Annotated in this window: 16 protein-coding genes and 1 pseudogene; 5 read left to right on the top strand and 12 right to left on the bottom strand. The window is 36.3% G+C overall.

Annotation, left to right across the window (positions count from 1 at the left end; all coding sequences use genetic code 11):
* Positions 1–365 precede the first annotated feature (365 nt).
* Together ttcA and efpL are read right to left on the bottom strand one after the other, a co-directional pair.
* A complete protein-coding gene (gene ttcA / locus A9G28_RS09415) occupies positions 366–1,259 on the bottom strand; it encodes a tRNA 2-thiocytidine(32) synthetase TtcA (RefSeq protein WP_065580502.1) in 894 nt (297 codons plus the stop codon).
* Between the two features lie 14 nt (positions 1,260–1,273).
* Positions 1,274–1,846, bottom strand: a complete 573-nt coding sequence (gene efpL / locus A9G28_RS09410) for an elongation factor P-like protein EfpL (RefSeq protein ID WP_065580501.1) — start codon at positions 1,844–1,846, stop codon at positions 1,274–1,276.
* 117 nt (positions 1,847–1,963) lie between these two features.
* Here efpL and A9G28_RS09405 point away from each other — a divergent pair, with 117 nt between their 5' ends.
* Together A9G28_RS09405 and A9G28_RS09400 are read left to right on the top strand one after the other, a co-directional pair.
* Positions 1,964–2,230 (top strand): YkgJ family cysteine cluster protein, encoded by a 267-nt coding sequence (locus tag A9G28_RS09405; RefSeq protein WP_065580500.1) that lies wholly within the window; start codon positions 1,964–1,966, stop codon positions 2,228–2,230.
* A gap of 205 nt (positions 2,231–2,435) precedes the next feature.
* Positions 2,436–3,878 carry an amino acid permease gene (locus A9G28_RS09400; protein ID WP_065580499.1) on the top strand — a complete coding sequence of 481 codons (1,443 nt, stop codon included), beginning with the start codon at positions 2,436–2,438 and terminating at the stop codon, positions 3,876–3,878.
* Between the two features lie 111 nt (positions 3,879–3,989).
* Here the strand turns inward: A9G28_RS09400 and infA are convergent, their stop codons facing one another.
* The 6 genes and pseudogenes from infA to bamD all read right to left on the bottom strand — a co-directional run.
* Positions 3,990–4,208 carry a translation initiation factor IF-1 gene (gene infA, locus A9G28_RS09395; RefSeq protein WP_025315083.1) on the bottom strand — a complete coding sequence of 73 codons (219 nt, stop codon included), beginning with the start codon at positions 4,206–4,208 and terminating at the stop codon, positions 3,990–3,992.
* 221 nt (positions 4,209–4,429) lie between these two features.
* Complete coding sequence (nadD, locus tag A9G28_RS09390; protein ID WP_065580498.1) at positions 4,430–5,083, bottom strand: nicotinate-nucleotide adenylyltransferase; 654 nt, start codon at positions 5,081–5,083, stop codon at positions 4,430–4,432.
* Positions 5,077–6,081, bottom strand: coding sequence for a DNA polymerase III subunit delta (holA, locus tag A9G28_RS09385; RefSeq protein WP_065580497.1), 1,005 nt, complete (start codon positions 6,079–6,081; stop codon positions 5,077–5,079). The genes nadD and holA overlap by 7 nt, the downstream gene beginning before the upstream one ends.
* Positions 6,082–6,088: 7 nt before the next feature.
* Positions 6,089–6,583 carry an LPS assembly lipoprotein LptE gene (lptE, locus tag A9G28_RS09380; RefSeq protein ID WP_065580496.1) on the bottom strand — a complete coding sequence of 165 codons (495 nt, stop codon included), beginning with the start codon at positions 6,581–6,583 and terminating at the stop codon, positions 6,089–6,091.
* A 35-nt stretch (positions 6,584–6,618) separates the two neighbouring features.
* Positions 6,619–9,201, bottom strand: a complete 2,583-nt coding sequence (gene leuS / locus A9G28_RS09375) for a leucine--tRNA ligase (protein ID WP_065580495.1) — start codon at positions 9,199–9,201, stop codon at positions 6,619–6,621.
* A gap of 385 nt (positions 9,202–9,586) precedes the next feature.
* Positions 9,587–10,309: pseudogene (bamD, locus tag A9G28_RS09370) on the bottom strand (outer membrane protein assembly factor BamD); the annotation flags it as partial.
* A 91-nt stretch (positions 10,310–10,400) separates the two neighbouring features.
* On the opposite strand from bamD, the gene rluD reads away from it, so the two are divergent.
* The 3 genes from rluD (at position 10,401) to A9G28_RS09355 (ending at position 14,605) form a co-directional block, all read left to right on the top strand.
* Entirely contained in the window at positions 10,401–11,375 is a 975-nt protein-coding gene (rluD, locus tag A9G28_RS09365) for a 23S rRNA pseudouridine(1911/1915/1917) synthase RluD (protein ID WP_065580494.1), read from the top strand.
* An 8-nt stretch (positions 11,376–11,383) separates the two neighbouring features.
* Positions 11,384–12,151 (top strand): peptidoglycan editing factor PgeF, encoded by a 768-nt coding sequence (gene pgeF, locus A9G28_RS09360; protein ID WP_065580521.1) that lies wholly within the window; start codon positions 11,384–11,386, stop codon positions 12,149–12,151.
* A gap of 1,233 nt (positions 12,152–13,384) precedes the next feature.
* Positions 13,385–14,605, top strand: coding sequence for a hypothetical protein (locus A9G28_RS09355; RefSeq protein WP_065580493.1), 1,221 nt, complete (start codon positions 13,385–13,387; stop codon positions 14,603–14,605).
* Between the two features lie 247 nt (positions 14,606–14,852).
* On the opposite strand, the gene mmuM is transcribed toward A9G28_RS09355, so the two are convergent.
* From mmuM to A9G28_RS09335, 4 genes are all read right to left on the bottom strand, one after another.
* Complete coding sequence (gene mmuM, locus A9G28_RS09350) at positions 14,853–15,794, bottom strand: homocysteine S-methyltransferase (RefSeq protein ID WP_065580492.1); 942 nt, start codon at positions 15,792–15,794, stop codon at positions 14,853–14,855.
* Positions 15,784–17,184 carry an S-methylmethionine permease gene (gene mmuP / locus A9G28_RS09345; RefSeq protein ID WP_065580491.1) on the bottom strand — a complete coding sequence of 467 codons (1,401 nt, stop codon included), beginning with the start codon at positions 17,182–17,184 and terminating at the stop codon, positions 15,784–15,786. The genes mmuM and mmuP overlap by 11 nt, the downstream gene beginning before the upstream one ends.
* A gap of 89 nt (positions 17,185–17,273) precedes the next feature.
* A complete protein-coding gene (locus A9G28_RS09340) occupies positions 17,274–18,791 on the bottom strand; it encodes a YdgA family protein (protein WP_065580490.1) in 1,518 nt (505 codons plus the stop codon).
* Between the two features lie 270 nt (positions 18,792–19,061).
* Positions 19,062–20,618 carry a DUF945 family protein gene (locus A9G28_RS09335; RefSeq protein ID WP_065580489.1) on the bottom strand — a complete coding sequence of 519 codons (1,557 nt, stop codon included), beginning with the start codon at positions 20,616–20,618 and terminating at the stop codon, positions 19,062–19,064.
* Between the last annotated feature and the right edge of the window lie 19 nt (positions 20,619–20,637).

Raw genomic sequence — 20,637 nt, 5'->3', positions numbered from 1 at the left:
AAATAAAGCAATAATAAAATACTAAAGGAGGGGGATTTTGCAAGCATTTGTGAAAAATGTTGTTTTAATATTATTAATGGCTGAAAATTTTAGCTGCCAGTAATGGATAGATTAAATAATTGTTTTTAAAAAGGCTTAATTTCAAATAATCCAATAAACTTTTTAAAACTATTACTTTGTACAGAGCAACTGAATTTGTAAAATTTTTTACTCAATCGCATGTATTATCTACGTATATATTCACTAAAATTTCTTCACAACGGTAAAGTTTTAAAACATGTTGAGTGATATTAATAAAAATAAATGCCACATTAGTGGCATTCATGAGGAAGCGATGTGAGTCTACAATATTAAGTATTAAGCCACTATTTTGCTTCTTTCCACAAAATCAGATCCTGATCTTCAAGATCTGAAGCATCAAAGCTGATTGGTGCGATATCTTCGCGGTCAAAAGCGATGTCACCACCATTAATAGCACTATCACCTTTTTGGATCCCTTTAAAATCAAATAAATTAGTATCACACAAATGGGATAGGGTGATATTTTGCGTGGCTCGAAACATGGTTTCTATCCGGCCAGGAAACTTCCTATCCCACTCATTTAGCATTTCTTTAATGACTTGTCTTTGTAAGTTGGGTTGTGAACCACAAAGATTACAAGGAATAATCGGGAATTGCTTAATTTGCGCATATTTAACAATATCTTTTTCTTTACAGTAAGCCAGCGGTCGGATAATGATATGTTCACCCGAATCATTCATTAACTTAGGGGGCATTGCTTTAAGTTTGCCACCATAGAACATATTTAAAAACAGTGTTTCTAATATATCATCACGATGATGCCCAAGCGCAATTTTAGTTGCGCCAAGCTCGGTCGCAGTGCGATATAAAATTCCCCGACGAAGGCGTGAGCATAAAGAACAAGTTGTTTTGCCTTCAGGGATTTTTTCTTTAACAATGCCATAGGTATTTTCTTGGACGATTTTATACTCAATACCAAGCGAATTTAAATACTCTGGTAAAACGTGTTCGGGAAAACCAGGTTGTTTCTGATCTAAATTAACCGCAATTAATTCGAAATTTATTGGGGCACTGATTTTTAAATTAATAAGAATATCAAGCAAAGTATAACTATCTTTACCACCTGATAGGCAAACCATAATACGATCGCCTTGTTCAATCATATTAAAATCAGCGATTGCTTCGCCCGTTAGGCGACGCAATCTTTTATGTAGTTTATTTTGATTATATGTATTCATCACAATCTTATTAGTTATTCCGCTCGGCTCATATAGCGACGCTCAGCGATGTGAATTTTGACTTTTTCATTATTATCAATATACTCAGGAACTTGAATAACAAGACCCGTTGATAGTGTTGCAGGTTTAGTTCGTGCGCTTGCTGAAGCACCTTTAATACTTGGCGAAGTTTCAACAATTTCTAAATCGACAGTTTGTGGTAGCTCTAATGCGATGACTTCGTCGTCCGCCATTAATACTTGAATTCCATCCATTCCGCCCTCAGGAATAAATAAAAGCTCATCTTCAATTTGTTCTTTTTTGAAAATAAATGATGTGTAATCTTCATTATCCATAAACACATATTCATCCCCATCAATATAAGAAAAACTAACAGGACGGCGAGACAGTTCAATGGTTTCGAGGATATCATCTCCTTTAAATCGTTCTTCGACTTTGCCGCCATTTTTGACGTCAGTAAAACGCATTTTATAAAGCGTACTGGCACCACGAGCACTAGGGCTTTGAACATCAATATCTTTAACGAGTAATAATTTGCCATTATAGGTAACTGCATCGCCACGTTTTATTTCATTTGCTTTAGCCATAATATTTTCTTCGCGATTATTAAAAATAGAGTTAAAAAATTAACTCGCTATTTTAACGCTAACTTGTTATTGTCACCAACTAAATTTATTAATAAGCTTTAAATTAAAGGAAAAATGATGGCAAATTTATTTCAATGTCGAGAAAATTGTGGTGCTTGTTGTATTGCACCATCAATTTCTTCTCATATTCCTGGTATGCCTAATGGTAAAATAGCTGGTATTGCTTGTATTCATTTAGGTGAAGATTTTAAATGCCAGCTATTCGGGCTTGCATCAAGGCCATCGGTTTGTGAGCGGTTACAACCCTGTTACGAGATGTGCGGTGATAATCGTGAGCAAGCATTGGATTATTTAACTCAATTAGAACAACTTACACGTGGGTAAGTATTGCTTCTATTTAACAAATGAGATTTATTATTAAAATTATTTATCTCGTCATGCTTTTTTTTTGATACACTTCTGCGCATTTTATTTTATCTGTAATGATTAATATAAATTTTGAGCTGCCAGTTGACAGCTAAGAATGTAACGTGCTGAAAATACGTATACGCTATAAAATTGACTCTCTTTAATAAAGAAGAATATTGCTATGAAAAATAAATTAAAACGAGATTTAAAGGCTCGTCATTTAACCATGATTGCCATTGGTGGTTCCATTGGTACAGGATTATTTGTTGCATCTGGTGCAACAGTTGCGCAGGCAGGCCCAGGAGGGGCACTACTTTCTTATGCCATTATCGGCTTAATGGTTTACTTTTTAATGACAAGTTTGGGTGAATTGGCTGCTTACCTTCCCGTTTCAGGAACATTTGCAACTTATGGATCACGTTATGTCGATGAGGCATTTGGTTTTGCTATTGGCTGGAATTATTGGTACAACTGGGCAATTACTGTTGCGGTTGACTTAGTTGCAGCGCAATTGGTGATCTCATATTGGATAGATTTAGGCAGTTATAGTTGGCTTTGGAGCTTTCTATTTTTAAGCATTATCTTTTGCCTTAACTATATTTCGGTTAAAGGCTTTGGTGAAGCAGAATTTTGGTTTTCACTAATTAAAGTTGTCACTGTTGTTATTTTTATTGCTGTTGGGTTGCTCATGATTGTCGGTATTTTGGGTGGAGCACAAGGTGCAGGTTGGCACAATTGGCAAGTAGGTGACGCTCCGTTTGTTGGTGGATTTTCATCAATGATTGGCGTAGCTATGGTGGTTGGGTTTTCGTTCCAAGGCACAGAGCTAATAGGTATTGCTGCGGGTGAATCAAGCTCTCCAGAAAAAAACATTCCTAAAGCAATGAAACAAGTATTTTGGCGAATCTTGTTATTTTATATCTTTGCAATCTTAGTCATTAGTTTAATTATTCCATATACTGATCCTAATTTGTTGCGCAATAATGAAACCGACATTAGTGTAAGCCCATTTACTTTAGTATTCCAAAATGCAGGGTTACTGTCAGCTGCGGCATTAATGAATGCTGTTATTTTGACATCAGTTCTTTCTGCTGGTAATTCAGGATTGTATGCGTCAACTCGAATGCTTTATGCCTTAGCTAAAGAAGGTAAGGCTCCGAAAATTTTTGGAAAATTATCGTCATCAGGGGTGCCTAGAGTGGCGCTACTAGTCACGACATTTGTCGCTATGCTTTGTTTCTTAACCTCTATGTACAAAGATCAAGAAGTTTATCTGTGGTTGCTGAACATGTCGGGTATGACGGGCTTTATTGCTTGGCTTGGTATCGCCATTAGCCATTATCGTTTTAGAAAAGGTTATATGGCTCAAGGTCATGATCTTAATAAATTACCATATCGCTCAAACTTATTCCCATTGGGGCCTATTTTTGCTTTTGTACTATGTTTGATTATTACTTTAGGTCAGAATTACGAAGCATTCTTACAAGACACCATTGACTGGAATGGCGTGATTGCAACCTATATTGGTTTACCGCTATTTTTAGTGATTTATTTTAGTTACAAAATAGTCAAAAAGACAAAATGGGTTAAATACGATCAGATGAACTTTTCTAAAGAAGATTAAATCGCTCGTTTAAATTTATCACTCATCCGTCGACAAAGGTCGACGGATTTTTTATTAAAAAAGAGATAAATAAACCGTTATATTTTTAATTAGGTTATTTAGATAACGATATTAGCGACTACGGAAGATGATACGTGCTTTAGATAGATCGTAAGGCGTCATTTCAACAGTAACTTTATCGCCAGTGAGAATACGAATATAATTTTTTCGCATCTTACCAGAAATATGTGCAGTAACGACATGACCATTTTCAAGTTCAACACGAAACATCGTGTTTGGAAGTGTATCAAGTATGGTACCTTGCATTTCAATGTTATCTTCTTTTGCCATTGGGGCCTCTTAATAATAAATACAAATTAAATATACTTAACTGATTTGCCATGTAAAGTACTTAATGACAAAACAATAATGTTACACTTTCATCTTACCTTATTGATATTTGATGAGAAGCTTAACAAGCAAAGTATAAACACAAAAAAACTGAGTTTAGAATATATAAATACAGCGGCGAAATAATGCCGAAAAAACTGTCAGATGTAAAGCCCTTTCTACTATTTCTTTACGTTATAAAGTCTTTGTTGATGAATATAGTGCCATACTTGAGGTGGCAATAACTTTTCACAACGTGCTTGGTTGTTAATATTTCGCCTAATTTCCGTTGCTGAAATATCTTCAAGTGGTGTATGCGCAAAAAAGATATAACCATGAGGAGAGTCATGTAATTGTTGAACTTTGGTTGTGCTATGTTCATCAATCCATTGTTGTAGCTCAATGCTATTGGTATTTTGTGCATAACCTGGCCTACGGCAAATTAACAAATGGCAGTAATCGAGCAGTGTTTTCCATTTGTTCCAAGTTGGCAAGCTCAATAATGAATCTTGCCCCATAATAAACGCCAGTCCATTACTATTTCCATTTTCTTCTCGCCACGCTTGAAGTGTTTCAATAGTGTAAGAAGGGCGTTTTGATGCTTTAGGAACGATCTCTCTTACATCTAACGCAAATAAAGGCAAATCTTCGATAGCTAATTTTAACATTGCTAAACGCTGTTCAGTATTGGCCTCGGGTTGAGGTTTATGAGGTGGAATATGATTAGGCAATAAACTAATTTGCTTTAACCCCACTTCGTTTGCTAATGAAATAGCAGGGCGAAGATGTCCATAATGGATTGGATCAAAAGTCCCTCCTAGTAATGCGCTCAACATCTATCTAACCCCATAAATTGCATCGATAAATTAAATATTTCGTCCCATATTTGAATTTGATTATTATGTTTTAGACTGATTTCAATTTCAGTCAGTTTGGCTAGTAAATTAAACACGCTTTTAATATCGCAACGATTTAAATAATTGGTATAAATCGCTCTTTTATTTTGCCAAATTTTATATTCATCAAAAACCTGTTTTAAAGTTTTTTGCTGTAATCCTTTTTTTAAATTAATGATCAGTATTAGCTCACGTTGAATAATCCGCAACAAGATTAATGGCTCAAATTCATTCATCTTTAATTGCTGTAAAATATGCATAGCCCTTTTTGTTTTATTAGCCATTAATGCATCAGTCCAATGATAGGGCGTAAATATTGCTGAATCATTAATATTGCTTTCGACTTCGTCATAAGAAATGATGTGATCGGGATACAACAATTTTAGCTGTGCAATAATTTGCGTTAATGCAAGCAAATTGCCCTCATAATAATAGCAAAGTAGATCTATTGCTTTAGGCTCAATAGCAATTTGTTGTTGCTGTAAATGATTTTTAACCCATTGTGGTAGTTGTAAGGTATCGGGTGTGGCACAATTGACAACGACTAATTTATCCGATAAAGCTTTATACCAAATTGCATTTTCTTGGGCTTTAGTCATTTTATTGAGCGTGATTATCAGTGCAATATCAGGCGTTAAAACCTCGCTGAGCGTATTAAGTTTAGCGGTAATGCCTGCATTTAATGAATTCTCACCAAAATCAAGTAGAAGCAAAGTGTTGCTTGAAAATAAATTCATTGCTTGACAGCAATCAAAAATGGCTATCCAATCAGTTTGATTATCAATAACAAACGTAAGCTGTTCATCAAAGCCAGCAAGTTTAAAAGCGTTTCGTAACTCAGTTTGCGTATAATGCTGTAAATAAGGATCACTACCTAAAATCAAATAATAAGGTGATCCTAATTTATGGCTAATTTGATCGGCACTAATTTTAATCATGATAACGTTAATTTACCGCATCAATTGATTTTAATTTACGAATAATTTGTTTAGCAGCCTGTTTAAACATCTCCTTTTCAATTAAATCTTGCTCGACCGTTTTTGCTAGTGCTTCAGATGGATTATCAAAGAACGTTCTAAATACACGAACACTAATTGGGTATGTCTGTTGACCAGCAATAACAACTTGTGCTTCAACAGCTAAGACTAATTGATATTCGGCAGCTTTACCATCCTGATAAATCGAAATGGTATTGCGACTTAGATTTTCGCTTATCATTCTTAGCGATGGCAATGGCTCTGAAGCATTATTATTGGCTAGAGTCACTTGGTTATCGTGCAATAACTCTTTAATATCGCGAGACAGGCGGCCATAAGGATCATAACTTACATAAGACATCGTTTTGAAACGTTCAGGTACTTCTGGCTCATGCTGCAGATGAAATCCACATCCTGTTAAGGATATTGTTAATAACATAATGAATGCTAAATATTTTCTCATACTTATAACCGCCTAAATTGAGTTAACAAACAATATTAACCAACAACAAGGTTTAACAATTTACCCGGTACGTAAATCACCTTACGGATAGCAACATCGATCAAATATTTTTGGATGTTAGGCTCTTGTTTTGCTTGTGCCATAACAAAATCTTGATCGGCATTAGCTGGCACAGTAAATTTACCGCGAACTTTACCATTAATTTGCACAACAATGAGCTTTTCATCTTCAACCATTGCCGATTCATCAGCGATAGGCCATGTAGTGTTATCGATCGATTCGCTATGGCCTAAAGCTTGCCACATAACAAAACAGGCGTGAGGCATCATAGGGTAAAGTAATCGAACAATTGCATTTAATGCCTCACCCATTAGAGCTCGATCTTGCTCGGTTTCTTGTGGCGCTTTTTGTAAGCGATTCATAAACTCCATCACAGCAGCAATAGCCGTATTAAAGGTTTGTCTACGGCCAATATCATCACTCACTTTCGCAATGGTTTTATGTAATTCACGACGTAATGTTTTTTGTTCGCTATTTAAACTTGCAATATCAAGTTTAGCTGTTTGTCCCTTTTGGGCATGTTCGTAAACTAAACGCCAGACACGTTTAATAAATCGGTTAGCCCCTTCAACGCCAGACTCTTGCCATTCCAGTGTCATATCAGCAGGCGAAGCAAACATCATAAACAACCGAACGGTATCCGCACCGTATTTTTCAACCATTTCTTGTGGATCGATACCATTATTTTTCGATTTTGACATCTTCGTCATGCCAGCATGAACAAGCTCATTACCTTTACTGTCAATGGCTTTAGCAATGCGTCCTTTCTCATCACGTTCAATGGTGACTTCAGTTGGTGACACCCAAATACGTTCATTCGTTGGACTCGTGTAGTAAAATGCATCTGCTAATACCATGCCTTGGCATAGCAAGCGTTTTGCTGGTTCGTCTGATGATACCAAACCAAAATCGCGCATTAATTTATGGAAGAATCTAAAATAAAGTAAATGCATAATAGCATGTTCAATGCCGCCGACATACTGATCAACAGGTAACCAATAGTTTGCCGCGTTTTCATCTAACATGCCTTTGTCATAGTGTGGGCAAGTATAACGAGCATAATACCAAGATGATTCCATAAAAGTATCAAAAGTATCAGTTTCACGCAGTGCGTTTTGTCCGTTTACAGTTGTTTTTGCCCAGTTAGGATCGGCCTTAATCGGGCTGGTAATGCCATTCATTTCGACATCTTCAGGTAAAATAACTGGTAATTGATCTGCTGGAGTAGGTATAGTTGTACCATCTTCAAGTGTCACCATAGGAATTGGCGCTCCCCAATAGCGTTGGCGTGAAACACCCCAGTCGCGTAAACGGTAGTTAACTTTACGTTGACCAATACCCAATTCTATCAGTTTATCAGCAATGGCATTGAATGCTTGTTCAAAATTAAGACCATCAAACTCACCAGAACTAAATAGGATCCCATGCTCAGTATAGGCTTGCTCAGATACATCAGGTGCATTGCCGTCTTGGTTTAAAATAACGGAGTTAATTGGCAAGTTATATTTAGAAGCAAACTCATAATCACGCTCGTCATGGGCAGGAACCGCCATTACTGCGCCTGTGCCATATTCAATTAACACAAAATTGGCAATCCAAACAGGGACTTTTTTACTTGTTAAAGGGTGAATAGCATAAAAACCAGTAGCAATACCTTTCTTTTCCATGGTTGCCATATCGGCTTCGGCTGTTTTAGTGTTTTTACATTCAGCGACAAACTCAGCAATTTTAGGATCGTTTTTGGCTGCTAATTGAGCAAGCGGATGCTCTGCGGCAACGGAGACAAAGCTAACGCCCATTAACGTATCAGGGCGTGTTGTGTAGACGCGTAACTTATCAGCGTAATTTTCAACAGCAAAATCAAATTCGACCCCTTCAGAACGACCAATCCAATTGCGTTGCATGGTTTTAACTTGCTCTGGCCAACTTTCTAGCGTGTCTAGATCATTAAGTAATTCTTCGGCATAAGCAGTAATTTTAATAAACCATTGCGGAATCTCTTTACGCTCAACAGGGGTGTTACAACGCCAGCAGCAACCTTCAACCACTTGCTCATTAGCAAGAACCGTTTGATCGTTAGGGCACCAGTTAACTGCTGAGGTTTTTTTATAAACTAAGCCTTTTTCAAATAGTTTAGTGAAGAACCATTGTTCCCATTTATAGTATTCGGGACGACAAGTGGTCACTTCACGATCCCAATCATAACCAAAGCCTAAAAGCTGTAATTGCTTTTTCATATAGGCAATATTTTCATAAGTCCATTTTGCAGGAGCAGTATTATTTTTAACAGCAGCACCTTCAGCAGGCAAACCAAACGCATCCCAACCGATAGGTTGTAGTACATTTTTACCGTTTAAGCGCTGATAACGTGAAATGGTATCACCAATGGTATAGTTACGAACATGGCCAAGATGCAAGCGCCCAGAAGGGTAAGGGAGCATTGATAAGCAGTAGTACTTCTCTTTTGATGGATCTTCAGTAACGTGAAAGGTTTTATTTTCTTGCCAGTGTTTTTGTACAGTGGCTTCAATTTCATCAGGGCGATATTGTTCTTGCATGACGAGTTAATGTCCTATCTATTATTGCTAATAAAAATATGTCGCTAATTGTATTGGTTATTGATTCGTTTTACAAATGATATATGAATTGGTGCATTGATTTTTGTCATGATGAATTTAAATCACTACAATCAATTTAGAATAATAAGTGATAAGTTAAAGAAGATATTTTTGCTGAGATCTAATTAATAAGCTATAGTCATTTAAGCTGATTGGTTATAACCAGAAAAAACAATTGCTATTTAATAAAATGTAAATAGCAATTAATATTAGGTAAAATTATCAATTGGTGGGCTGTCAAATTCAAAACAGCCTAACCGCCATTAAAAATGCTAGTAAAATATGATAAGAATGAACGTTGTTCTTCTTTCGGCATGTTGTGAAGATTTGCTTGGATCAGTGTATCAACTTTTTGGGTTTCGTTTACTAAGCCTAGTTCATTATAAGCATTACGCATTAATAGCAATGCTTTTTTAGTCGAATCGGTATCAGGGAACATCGTTAACATATCTGTCACACGATTAATTACCGCTACATAAGCACCGCGTTTAGTATAGAACTGCGCTATTTTCAACTGATAGCGGGCTAATCTGTTTTTCAAAAATACAAGGCGTTTTTGTGCATCGGCAGTATAGGGGCTGTTTGGAAAACTAGATACTAAGTAATTAAAGTCTTTAAATGCAGCAGCTGCATAATCTGCATCGCGGTCTGAGCGATCAACATTAAACCAGCCTTGAATCATATTATCGTCTTGTGCCATATTTGAAATGCCACGCATATAAATAATCCAATCTACATTAGGGTGCGTTGGATTTAATTTTAAAAATCGGTCGATTGAGGCAATCGCTAACGGAAAATCGGCAGACTTGTAGTAAGCATAAATTAAATCAAGTTGTACTTGTTGAGAATAAGGACCAAATGGATAATTTTTGTCCATAGCCTCTAATATAGCAATACTGGATTTAATATTACCATTTTCAAGATCTGATTTCGCTTTATTATGAAGCTCAATTTCAGGCACATTTTCAACATCAGGTTTAGATGATGTACATCCAATTAACATGCCACTTAAAGCGATAGCTAACAAAGAGTGTAAACGCAATTTCATTCAGTTTTAATCCAAATATAATTAAACATTAAAAGCTATGATTGGTATATAATACTCTAAAACAAAACAGCTTAAAATAGATAAATTACACATGCACGAGTTAAAATTATCAATTGAAATAGAACAAAACCAGCTAGGAATGCGTTTAGATCAAGCATTATCAGCACTTTTCCCTGATTACTCACGATCTAGAATAAAAGATTGGATTGTCAATAATAAAGTCACTGTCAACAATGTGATCGTCAATAAACCCAAAGAAAGAGTACTGGGTGGTGAAAAAATAATAATCAATGCCGAAATTGAAGAAGAAACCCATCACCAACCTGAAAATATAAAACTCGATGTAGTTTATGAAGATGACGATATTTTAGTGCTCAACAAACCTCGAGATTTAGTGGTACATCCTGGCGCAGGTAACCCTAATGGTACAGTGCTCAATGCCTTGCTCTACCATTATCCAGAAATATCCCGAGTGCCGCGCGCAGGGATAGTGCATCGGCTCGATAAAGATACCACAGGCTTAATGGTTGTTGCTAAAACTATTACTGCTCAAACGCACTTAGTTGAAGCGCTCCAACTACGCGAAATCACGCGCGAATACGAAGCTGTTGCTATGGGTATTATAACCGCAGGTGGCACAGTGGATCAGCCTATCACACGTCATCCAACTAAACGAACTCACATGGCTGTTTTTCCAACTGGCAAACCCGCTGTTACACATTATCGAGTGATGGAAAAATATCGCTTGCACACACGCTTACGCTTAAGACTAGAAACAGGGCGAACTCATCAAATCCGAGTTCATATGGCCCATATTGCGCACCCACTAATTGGCGATCCTCTTTATGGTGGGCGCCCTAGACCGCCAAAAGGTGCTAGCGACTCATTTATTCAAATGCTTCGTGATTTTGATAGGCAAGCACTACATGCTACCATGTTGCGATTATTCCACCCAATTACAGGTGAACTGATGGAATGGCATGCGCCTATTCCTGATGATATGCAAAAATTGATTCAAGCATTGCAACAAGATACTGAACAACATAAAGATGAACTTGATTGGTGATAAATATGATTAAATCGATTTACCCATATTGGACGGCGCCAAAAAATATTCGTGCCTTTACTACAACACGTAGTGGCGGTGTTAGCTTAGCATCATTTGCAAGTTTAAATATGGGTGATCGAACGGGGGATAACGTAGAAGATGTTGCGGAAAACCGCCGTCGCATTATGCAAGCGGAACAAATACCTAGCGAACCGCATTGGCTAATACAAACCCACAGCACCACAGTGCTTGATATCTCACAAATGCCATTACAACCGCCAACAGCTAACATCGTTTTGAATCAAACACTTGAAGCCGATGCGTCATATACTAATCAACCCAAACAAGTTAGTGTAGTACTAACCGCAGACTGTATGCCTGTATTATTTTGCACAACAAATGGTGACGAAGTCGCCGCAACCCATGCAGGTTGGCGAGGATTATGTAATGGCATATTAGAAGAAACGGTTAAGAAATTTGCCAGCTCGCCAGCAAATATCATTGCTTGGTTAGGCCCTACTATCAGTGCCAAAAAGTTTGAAGTCGGTATTGAAGTCAAACAGCAATTTGAAAAAGTCGATAAAAAAGCACAATTTGCGTTCAAATTAATCAATCCTACAGAACAAAAGTACCTAGCCGACCTTTATTTAATTGCTAAACAGCGCTTACAAATGATGGGAATAACGCAAATTTTTGGTGGCGATTATTGCACTTATATTGAGCAAGATAAATTCTTTTCGTACCGTCGTGAAAACAGAACTGGCAGAATGGCATCAATGATTTGGTTTGAGTAAAAAGCAATCAAAGCAGCTCTTATACTGTCGATGACATGTTTTGATGCCGAATAGGGCACGGCATGAACCTTTGTAGGCAAAAGCTGTTGATTTTTATAAAAATAAAAACTTCAATAAAATCAATTGGTTTTCTGAATGATTTTTTAAGGATAAAAAGACTTTTTTGGGGTGGAGTTTGGTTTCGGATGTTTTAAGATTTGAGGATATAATAAGCAACTGATGATGACGTTTAGCAAGGCATTTTATGCGAAATCCTCCAGTACTCACACATGGTGCAAAATGTGGTCTACTTATAGTTACTCGTATCATCCATGATGCTTGGCTTTTCAAGGTCATTTTCGTTACCCTCAGATGTTCAACTTTTTTTGGGAGAATTTAGACCACCGTTGCCACTTGAGTTAACGCACCAGCCCTGATTTATTTCTGACAAAATTATTCCCAATCAAGTAATCCTCGCCAAACATCCTTGTTTAGCGTGCTAAACTCGCTTTGCTGGTAGCACATTCTGATACCGAATAAGGCAGGGCGTTAGCCTTTGTCGATAAAAAACGTTGATTTTTATAAAAAAATAAAATAAAAACTTCAATAAAATCAATGAGTTTTCTGACCGTTTTTTAAGGGGGAAAATGTTTATTTTGAGGGGATTTTCGGGCGTTTTCATCAATAGCAAGAAGAACAAGTTTTATTGGCAAATGTAAAATGCTCTCAAAATAATGATAATAGAATACTTCATCCCAAGAATTTGTCGATGCAATCAAAACACAAAACACTAGCGTTTTAACCTTTCTAAAATTTGTGCTGTTTTTGTAAAGAAAGTTTGCAAAAAATAATCGAAAAATACACAAAAAAGTAGCGAAAAAAATTTTAGCAATTATAATTTATTTGATCAAAAAACGGATCGAACAAGCGATATTATACGCAGAATAAGTGATTAATATAAAATAAAACAAAATATTATGTAATAGGAAAAACGTAATGCAGTGTTCTTTTAGTCCTCAGTATTGGCTGTTCTTGGTCTTCAATCTTTTAGCTAGTCTCAAAAATTACTTTTATATATGCAATTTAATTAAACCCACAACATTAAACTTTCCGTTAAGGCAAAAATGGTTATTGTTACCGTGGCTGTTGTTATGTTCATTGACTGCACAGGCACTATCGGCACAAAGCACGAACATTATAGAGGGTAGTGCGCCGTATTTGACATTCGACGGTGGTCGGACAAAGGCCACAAATATGGATATGTTGTTAAGTATCAAGTTATCAGACGATCGAGTTTTTACTCCTCAAACAAATACTTCAAGTGCCACGAATCCTATCAGGTTACCTAATGTTGGTGAGAGTTTTGCTAACATTGACATGTTTGTGCCAGTTAATACCAATTCAATCGCTTTAAACTCACTTATCGGCCCGCCTAATAATTATTGGCGTGATGATGATGGTGACGGTCAAGGCGTTAATGAGGTTAGTGCGACTGGAGCGCTAACCGTTTCAATTACGGATAAAAATAACCAATTAGTAGCGCGTAATAAGGTATTAACAGCACATGATGCTCCTTATAAAGTAACATTAGCCAATACTAGCGGCACTTTAAGTACACGCTACGGTGTTCCTAATAGTAGTCCCTTTAACGCTAGTAGCGCAACCTATTATATTAGCCCAAAGGTATCACCGCAGGTGAGCTTTGTACGTCCTTATTTAAAATATGGTAATGGAGAGAATGCGGGGCCGCCATCCATATGGAATCCTGATAAGGGTTTTCTCGTCCAGTCTACTAACCCATCATCTTATGATTTAAACTTTCCTACTACTGGGGCACATTATTTGTTCTTTGATTTAGATATTGTTGGTAGTGAACCGTTATCATGGGATTCTGTCACCCATAGTGGCATTACTGCAATAATGACGCCTGATCTATCAGGTACAAGCGTACGCGTCACTTTAATTGGCCCTCACGCTACTTCAACGGAGTGGAATTCAAGTTCTCCAGGTAATATACTTCGCCCGTCTTTACCTGCAACATTCGAGTTAGTCGGCCGAGATAGTGGTGGTAACGCCGTTATCAAGTATGGATTTGTATTAAAGCAGTGGTTCGTCAACCGTGGAAGTAAATATGATTCGGCTTCTAATCAAGAAGCTTGGTGTAATAGCATAGGTTATAGTCTGCCTAGGGTAAGAGATTTAACTAATGCGAGTGATTTGTATGGTGATGGCTTCATTGGTGCTACTCCTTCTTCTTCAGATAATTATTACCAGCGCCACATTAATGCTGGCTTTTTCACCGAGTGGGGTAGCATGGGCTCTTACCCGAGTGCTCGTTTTACCTACTACGGTTGCTGGACTAGTGACACGGCAGGTAGCTCTCAGTTCGGTGTGTTATCGAACATTGGTGAAGTCAGCAAGGGCGAACCGAAAAGCAATCGTTTTGTTGTTTGCGCCTCTTCCCTTAGACCTTAGTCCTTATTTTTTAATCCTTGGACGTGAGGAGATAGCGCAAATAGGGTTAAGTCGCTAGTGAATAATTGCATTGTCAAAAGTAAACTCCGAACTTACGAAGCGGGCGGGTAAACTAAACTAAAGCATTTGGTTGCGTAAGCAACCAAATTGCTCAAAACCACACTATCTCTCAAAATAAAATCTTTTTACTCTTAAAAAATCAGTCAGAAAACGTATTGATTTTATTAGCTTTTTATTTTTATAAAAATCAATCTCCCTTTAATAACGCTACAATTTGCTTAATATCACTCGGTGTTGTTTGACAACAACCACCAATTAATTTAGCCCCTAATTTAATCCAAGCCGGTAATTGATTGCTAAACGTACAATTATGTTGATGGTTTTTATGCCATTGTTTGGTAGTTGGATCGTATTGTTCGCCTGAATTTGGGTAGACTATTAGCGGCTTAGTGGTAAGTTTATTTAGTACCTCTAATGCTGGGGTGACGTTTTCTAATGCAATACAGTTAATGCCAATACTGACAATTTGCTCGATATTGTTTAAATAGTTGATAACTTGTGATAATGGTGTGCCATCACTAAGGTGCTTTGAGTCTTTTAGCGTTAATGAAAACCAACATGCCATTGTCGGGAATTGTGCGATAAGTGTAGTTAATGCTTTGATTTCTGCAAATGAAGGTAGGGTTTCACAAGCAAGAATATCAACTTTCGCTTCAATCAATGCTTGAATTCTGTCTTGATGAAAAGCAATAAAAGCCTCTTTATCAAGATGATAATCGCCTGTGTATTCTGAACCATTGGCAAGATATGCGCCGTAAGGCCCCACTGATCCGGCTATTAATAAAAGTTTGTTTTGTTTAGTATCCGTTAAATACTGTTGTTTAGCTTGTTTTGCAAGTTCAACGCTGGTTTTAATTAGTTTGATAGATTCATCAAACGCAATGCCTTTTTGGGAAAACCCTAATGGTGTAGCTTGGTAGCTGGCGGTGATGGCGCAATTCGCACCAGCTTTAAAATAATCATAATGGACTTGGCGGATTAATTCTGGTTTTTCAATTAATATTTTTGCCGACCATAAACTATCGTTAAGATCGCATCCGCGGCGTTGTAGTTCACTAGCCAGCGCGCCATCAATAATAATGTGTTTTTTTTGCTTTAAGAGCGAGTGAATTAAATTATTATTGGTCATATTTTGTCACTCGCTTTTGGTAGGTTTGGGTAAAGTGGTGGGCAATAAAGCAAACAATCACAAATGGAATACCACAATAAAGCGCTATGCGTTGTTGAGGATCGAAAGCTAAGCCAATGCAGGCAATCAAACATAAAATAAAACCTAAAATTGGCACAAGTGGATAAAATGGTGCTTTATATTTTAGTGTGTTTTGTTCGGTTGTAGATAATTGCTTTCTAAAAAAGTAATGTGAAGCGCAAATGCTTAACCAAACAGCGACAACGGCAAAGCCTGAAATAGCTGTTAATGCCACAAATACGGTATTAGGAGCGATAACGCTTGTGAGCAATGCAAGTAATCCGCCTAACATACTCATTGTGATAGCAAATGCGGGAATACCATCTTTGGTCAGTTTGCTAAAGCATTTGGGTAATGTTCCTTGATTGGATAGCGACCATAGCATACGTCCTGATGCATAAAGGCCTGAATTAGCAGCAGATAAAATTGCAGTTAAAATCACAAAGTTAAGCATATCAGCAGCATAAGGCAGGCCAATGTTTTCAAAAACAGTGACAAAAGGGCTTTTTATCACGCCTGCTTGTTCCATTGGTAAAAGAGCCGCAAGAACAAAAATTGTGCCAATAAAGAATATAATAAGCCGTAAAATAGTGGTTTTGATAGCTAATGGGATGGTTTTTTCTGGTTGTTGGGTTTCGCCTGCTGCAATGCCTATTAATTCAGTACCTGAAAAGGCAAAATTGACTGATACCATCGTCATAATAATCGGAGTGATGCCGTTAGGAAACCAACCATTATCGGTAATATTGTGCAAAAATGGGGCTGGCATGTTGTCTTTCATTGGGATAATGCCAAAAATGGCTGCTGCACCAGCAATAATAAAAATGACAATAGTAAGCACTTTGATAATTGAAAACCAAAATTCACTTTCAGCAAAAAATTGTGCAGTTATAATGTTTAATTTAAAGATCACAATGCAAAATATTAAACACCAAATCCAGACTGAAACAGAAGGGAACCAGTATTGCATACATAAGCCTGCTGCAGTTAGGCTTGAGCCCAGTGCAACTGTCCAAGTTAGCCAATATAGCCACGCAACAGTATAACCTGTGCCAGGGCTAATAAAACGTGATGCATAAGTGTGAAAAGCGCCTGTTTCGGGCATGGCAACCGCTAGCTCTCCAAGGCATAACATAACTAAATAAACCACTAGAGCGCCAATTAAATAAGCAATAATTGTGCCGATAGCACCAGCGGTTGCAATAATATATCCAGTATTAAAAAATAAACCAGTACCAATCACACCACCGAGTGATAGCATAATTAAATGCCTAGTTTTCATGGTTCGTTTGAACTGGTTTTTATTTGATGCGTTGACCTGAGTGTTCATAAGAATGTTTTATTCGGTTAGTTTAAATCACATTCCGCCAATAAAACTGGCGGAATAATTAGGAAGTTAATTGAATTTATATTGATAATTTACTGAAGACTATTTAAAAATGCTTTTTTAGTCATTGTCTTATCATTTACCTTGACGTTGTCAAGGGCACGAGAATATTCAATGTCGGTGAATATACCTTGTTTACCGTCTTTACTGAAATTAACTATTGGTGAATTATATAAAAACATTTTGCTCATCATGACTAGATTCGAGCTTGCTTTATTAATTTGTTCTGGTGTGACGTTATCGGTATTTGGATGTTCTATTTGTGCTGAAATACGTCCTAATACATCAAATGGTGCGCTAAGCTGTAGTTTTAGGCGATCTATTTTATCAACATTATTATTATTTTCTAATGCATCTTTGCCTATATCTTTTACATCCATCACAAAATTGAAATTGATATCTCCAGCCGCGTTGTGCCAATTAAATTTGTTTAGTGAAAATTTTGTATGAACTGGGCGACTGCTATCAATAATTTCATCAAAGTCTTCAAGGCTAAATTGATCAGAAAATAGATCTTTATCGGCACCTTGGAAATTAAAGTCTAATGATACTTTTCCTAGATTTTGTTGTCCCCACAGAATTGAATCTATGCTACTAAATAATGAACCATCTACGGTATTAGCATTATTTAATGTGCTTTTTTGGTTTACAATCATGTTATTGATTACTACCGATTGAACTTTTGAAAATGAAGCGGTAGCAAAGGTGAATGCTAATTTATCGACGCTACTTTGTGTATCACCATTTTGGTTTTTGTAGTTAAAATTACCTTTTGATTGGAAATTATCAATATTAACCGTACTTTTTGTTATGCCATCTAGCGTGTATTTAGCATGTCCAATATTAAATTGGTATTCAAAGTCTTCTAGTGTATTAAGTGGTTTTAGCGATACATTAACATCTTTCAAACTATAATTGTTATCATCTGAAATGTAATCTAATTTATCCAATTGCACTTTAGCTTTTACGTCGGTAGCATCCGCATAGCCACTGAAGGTATAACTCCCATTACTTACATTGAGTAAGCCATTATCGATGGTGGGTATTTCGCTTTGTGTGACTTGAATTGCTTTATTGGCTAATTTAAGCGTGATATATTCGCCATAGCTTATTCCTATATGCCCAGTAATAAATGGTTGATTACCAGCAAGTTTCCAAAGTGTTGGATTGCTTTGTTCTGTCATTTCGTATTCTAGCCAAGCTTTTTGTGGGGCTAATGTCCCTTTAGCAAGCGCTGCAATAGGGAAAGGACCATGGTGGATGGTTATATCATCGTCAAATAAGGTTTTAGGCTTAGCATTTTCATCTAAGGTATTTTGAGGTGATACTGTTACAGTTAAATGTAATTTAGTTGAAAATATATTTTTTTCATAATTGCTTTTCATTACTGACACTGTAAAATCATCTTGAAATTCGTTAATTTTGGCTGTTATTTGTGCTAATTGATTATCGATATTATTTTCAATGATATTACCTGTTTGCCATGCTATGCCTACGTAGGCAACGCCTAATACAGCAACGATTCCTATTGCAAGTGTTGTTTTTTTCATTATGAGTCTCTTAGTTATTTTTGCTAAATTTAATATGTTATTTTGATAATTTTAATCGATTTATACCTTATAGGCGATATTTTTTTAATATATTGAAAAATATTTATTTCTATATTTATTTCTATTTAGTTTACATGCCTTGTTTATATACGAATGTAAAGTGCCTAAATAGGCATGATTAAATTTGCATTTAAATATCGATACAATCAGTCAATGCAATCACGTTAGCAATTTAATTTATTCATTATTATTGTGTTTTAAAAAAATAAATTATAAAAAATTTTCAAAAAAATCTCTTTTATCTAATAGATGTCCATTTACGGTCACGTTCTGATCTCCTTTAGTGTATTTGATATCAGAATAATAACCTTCATTTTGATCTTTATTAAACGTAAACATTTTTGATTTACCAAATAGCTTTTTTGCATTCGTTTTTAATGTCGCAAAGGCGTTGGTTAGCTGTTCTTGGGTAATTTTGTTTGCATTGGGGGTTTTTATTTGCGCTAAATAATAGGCTAATACATTAAATGGCACATCAATTTTTAACTTTAAACTATCAATGTTATCAATACCTAGCATGAGTTGTTGTAGTTCTGCCCATTCACCAGATATGTTACAGAAAAAATTCGCATTAATATCACCGGCTGGGTTTTGCCAATGTAGTTTATTTAATGCCAATTTGATGTTGGCTGGTGCTTGTTGGTTAACATCGGCTTCATAAAGGTCTATATCAAAATTGTTTAATATCATGGCAATATTAATACCTTGGTAGCTAAGATCTAAAGAACCATTACCTAAATGTTGTTGCCCAAACAATACTGATTGGGCGTCTACTTTTAACCAACCATCTATCGTATTAACCGTGCTTAAGGTATTTTCTTCTGCAATGGTGAGTTTTTCAATCATGATTGATGAGTCATTAAACTGGTTAATGTCAGGCTCAAATGTTATTTTATCTATTGTGACATGCGCATTAGGAGCTTGATATTTATTATTTAAACTCCCTTGGTATTTTAGGTGATCAAGTGTAAGGCGTGATGCTGAATATTCATCGATCAGAAAGGCTATTTTATTAGCGTTTATGGTGTAATTAACGCCTTTTTTTTCTGGTCTAGGCTCAGCTAATAAGTTGAATTTATTTAAAGTAATTATTGGTTCTTTAGGATTGTCATAATAATTAAATTTATCAATATTGGCTTTGGCAACGATACTTGAAAAATCTTCATTGCTTTCAATTATAACATTGCCATCAGAGATATCTAAACCACCATGAATAAAATAATTAGCATCAAAATGTGAAGTGAATGCTGAATCAGTCAGTTTAAGCGCTTTATTAGTCAGTTTAATGGTGAGATATTCGTGATAACTTATCCCCATATTGGCGGTGATAAACGATTGGTTACCCGCTAATTTCCAAAGCTCGGGCGCTGATTTTTCAGGCATTGCATAGTTGATCCATGCTATTTGTGGTGTAAATTTTCCTTCAGCTAGTGCCATCATAGGAAATGGCCCATGATGAATTGTAATTTCATCATTAAAAATAGTTGTTTCTGCTTGCTTTTTGTCTTGTTCAAGTTGCAAATCGGTATCTTTGGGCACTAATTTAATGGTAAGGTGAAGTTGCGTTGAAAAAATAGCTTTTTGGTAATCGCTATATTCAATCACCACGTTAAACAAATTTTGATAATTATCAACTTGTTTTGTGATTTGTTGTATTTTATTGTCGATATTAGCTTCAATCATATTGCCAGTGTGCCAAGATGCGCCTATGTATCCTGAACCTAATACAGCAATAATTGCTGTGGTAATAATGCTTTTTTTTATCATGATTTTCCGCTTATTTGGT

The sequence above is a fragment of the Gilliamella sp. Fer1-1 genome, assembly GCF_001690825.1.
Classification (GTDB): domain Bacteria; phylum Pseudomonadota; class Gammaproteobacteria; order Enterobacterales; family Orbaceae; genus Gilliamella; species Gilliamella apicola_C.
This window is presented reverse-complemented; position numbering and strand designations above follow the sequence as displayed.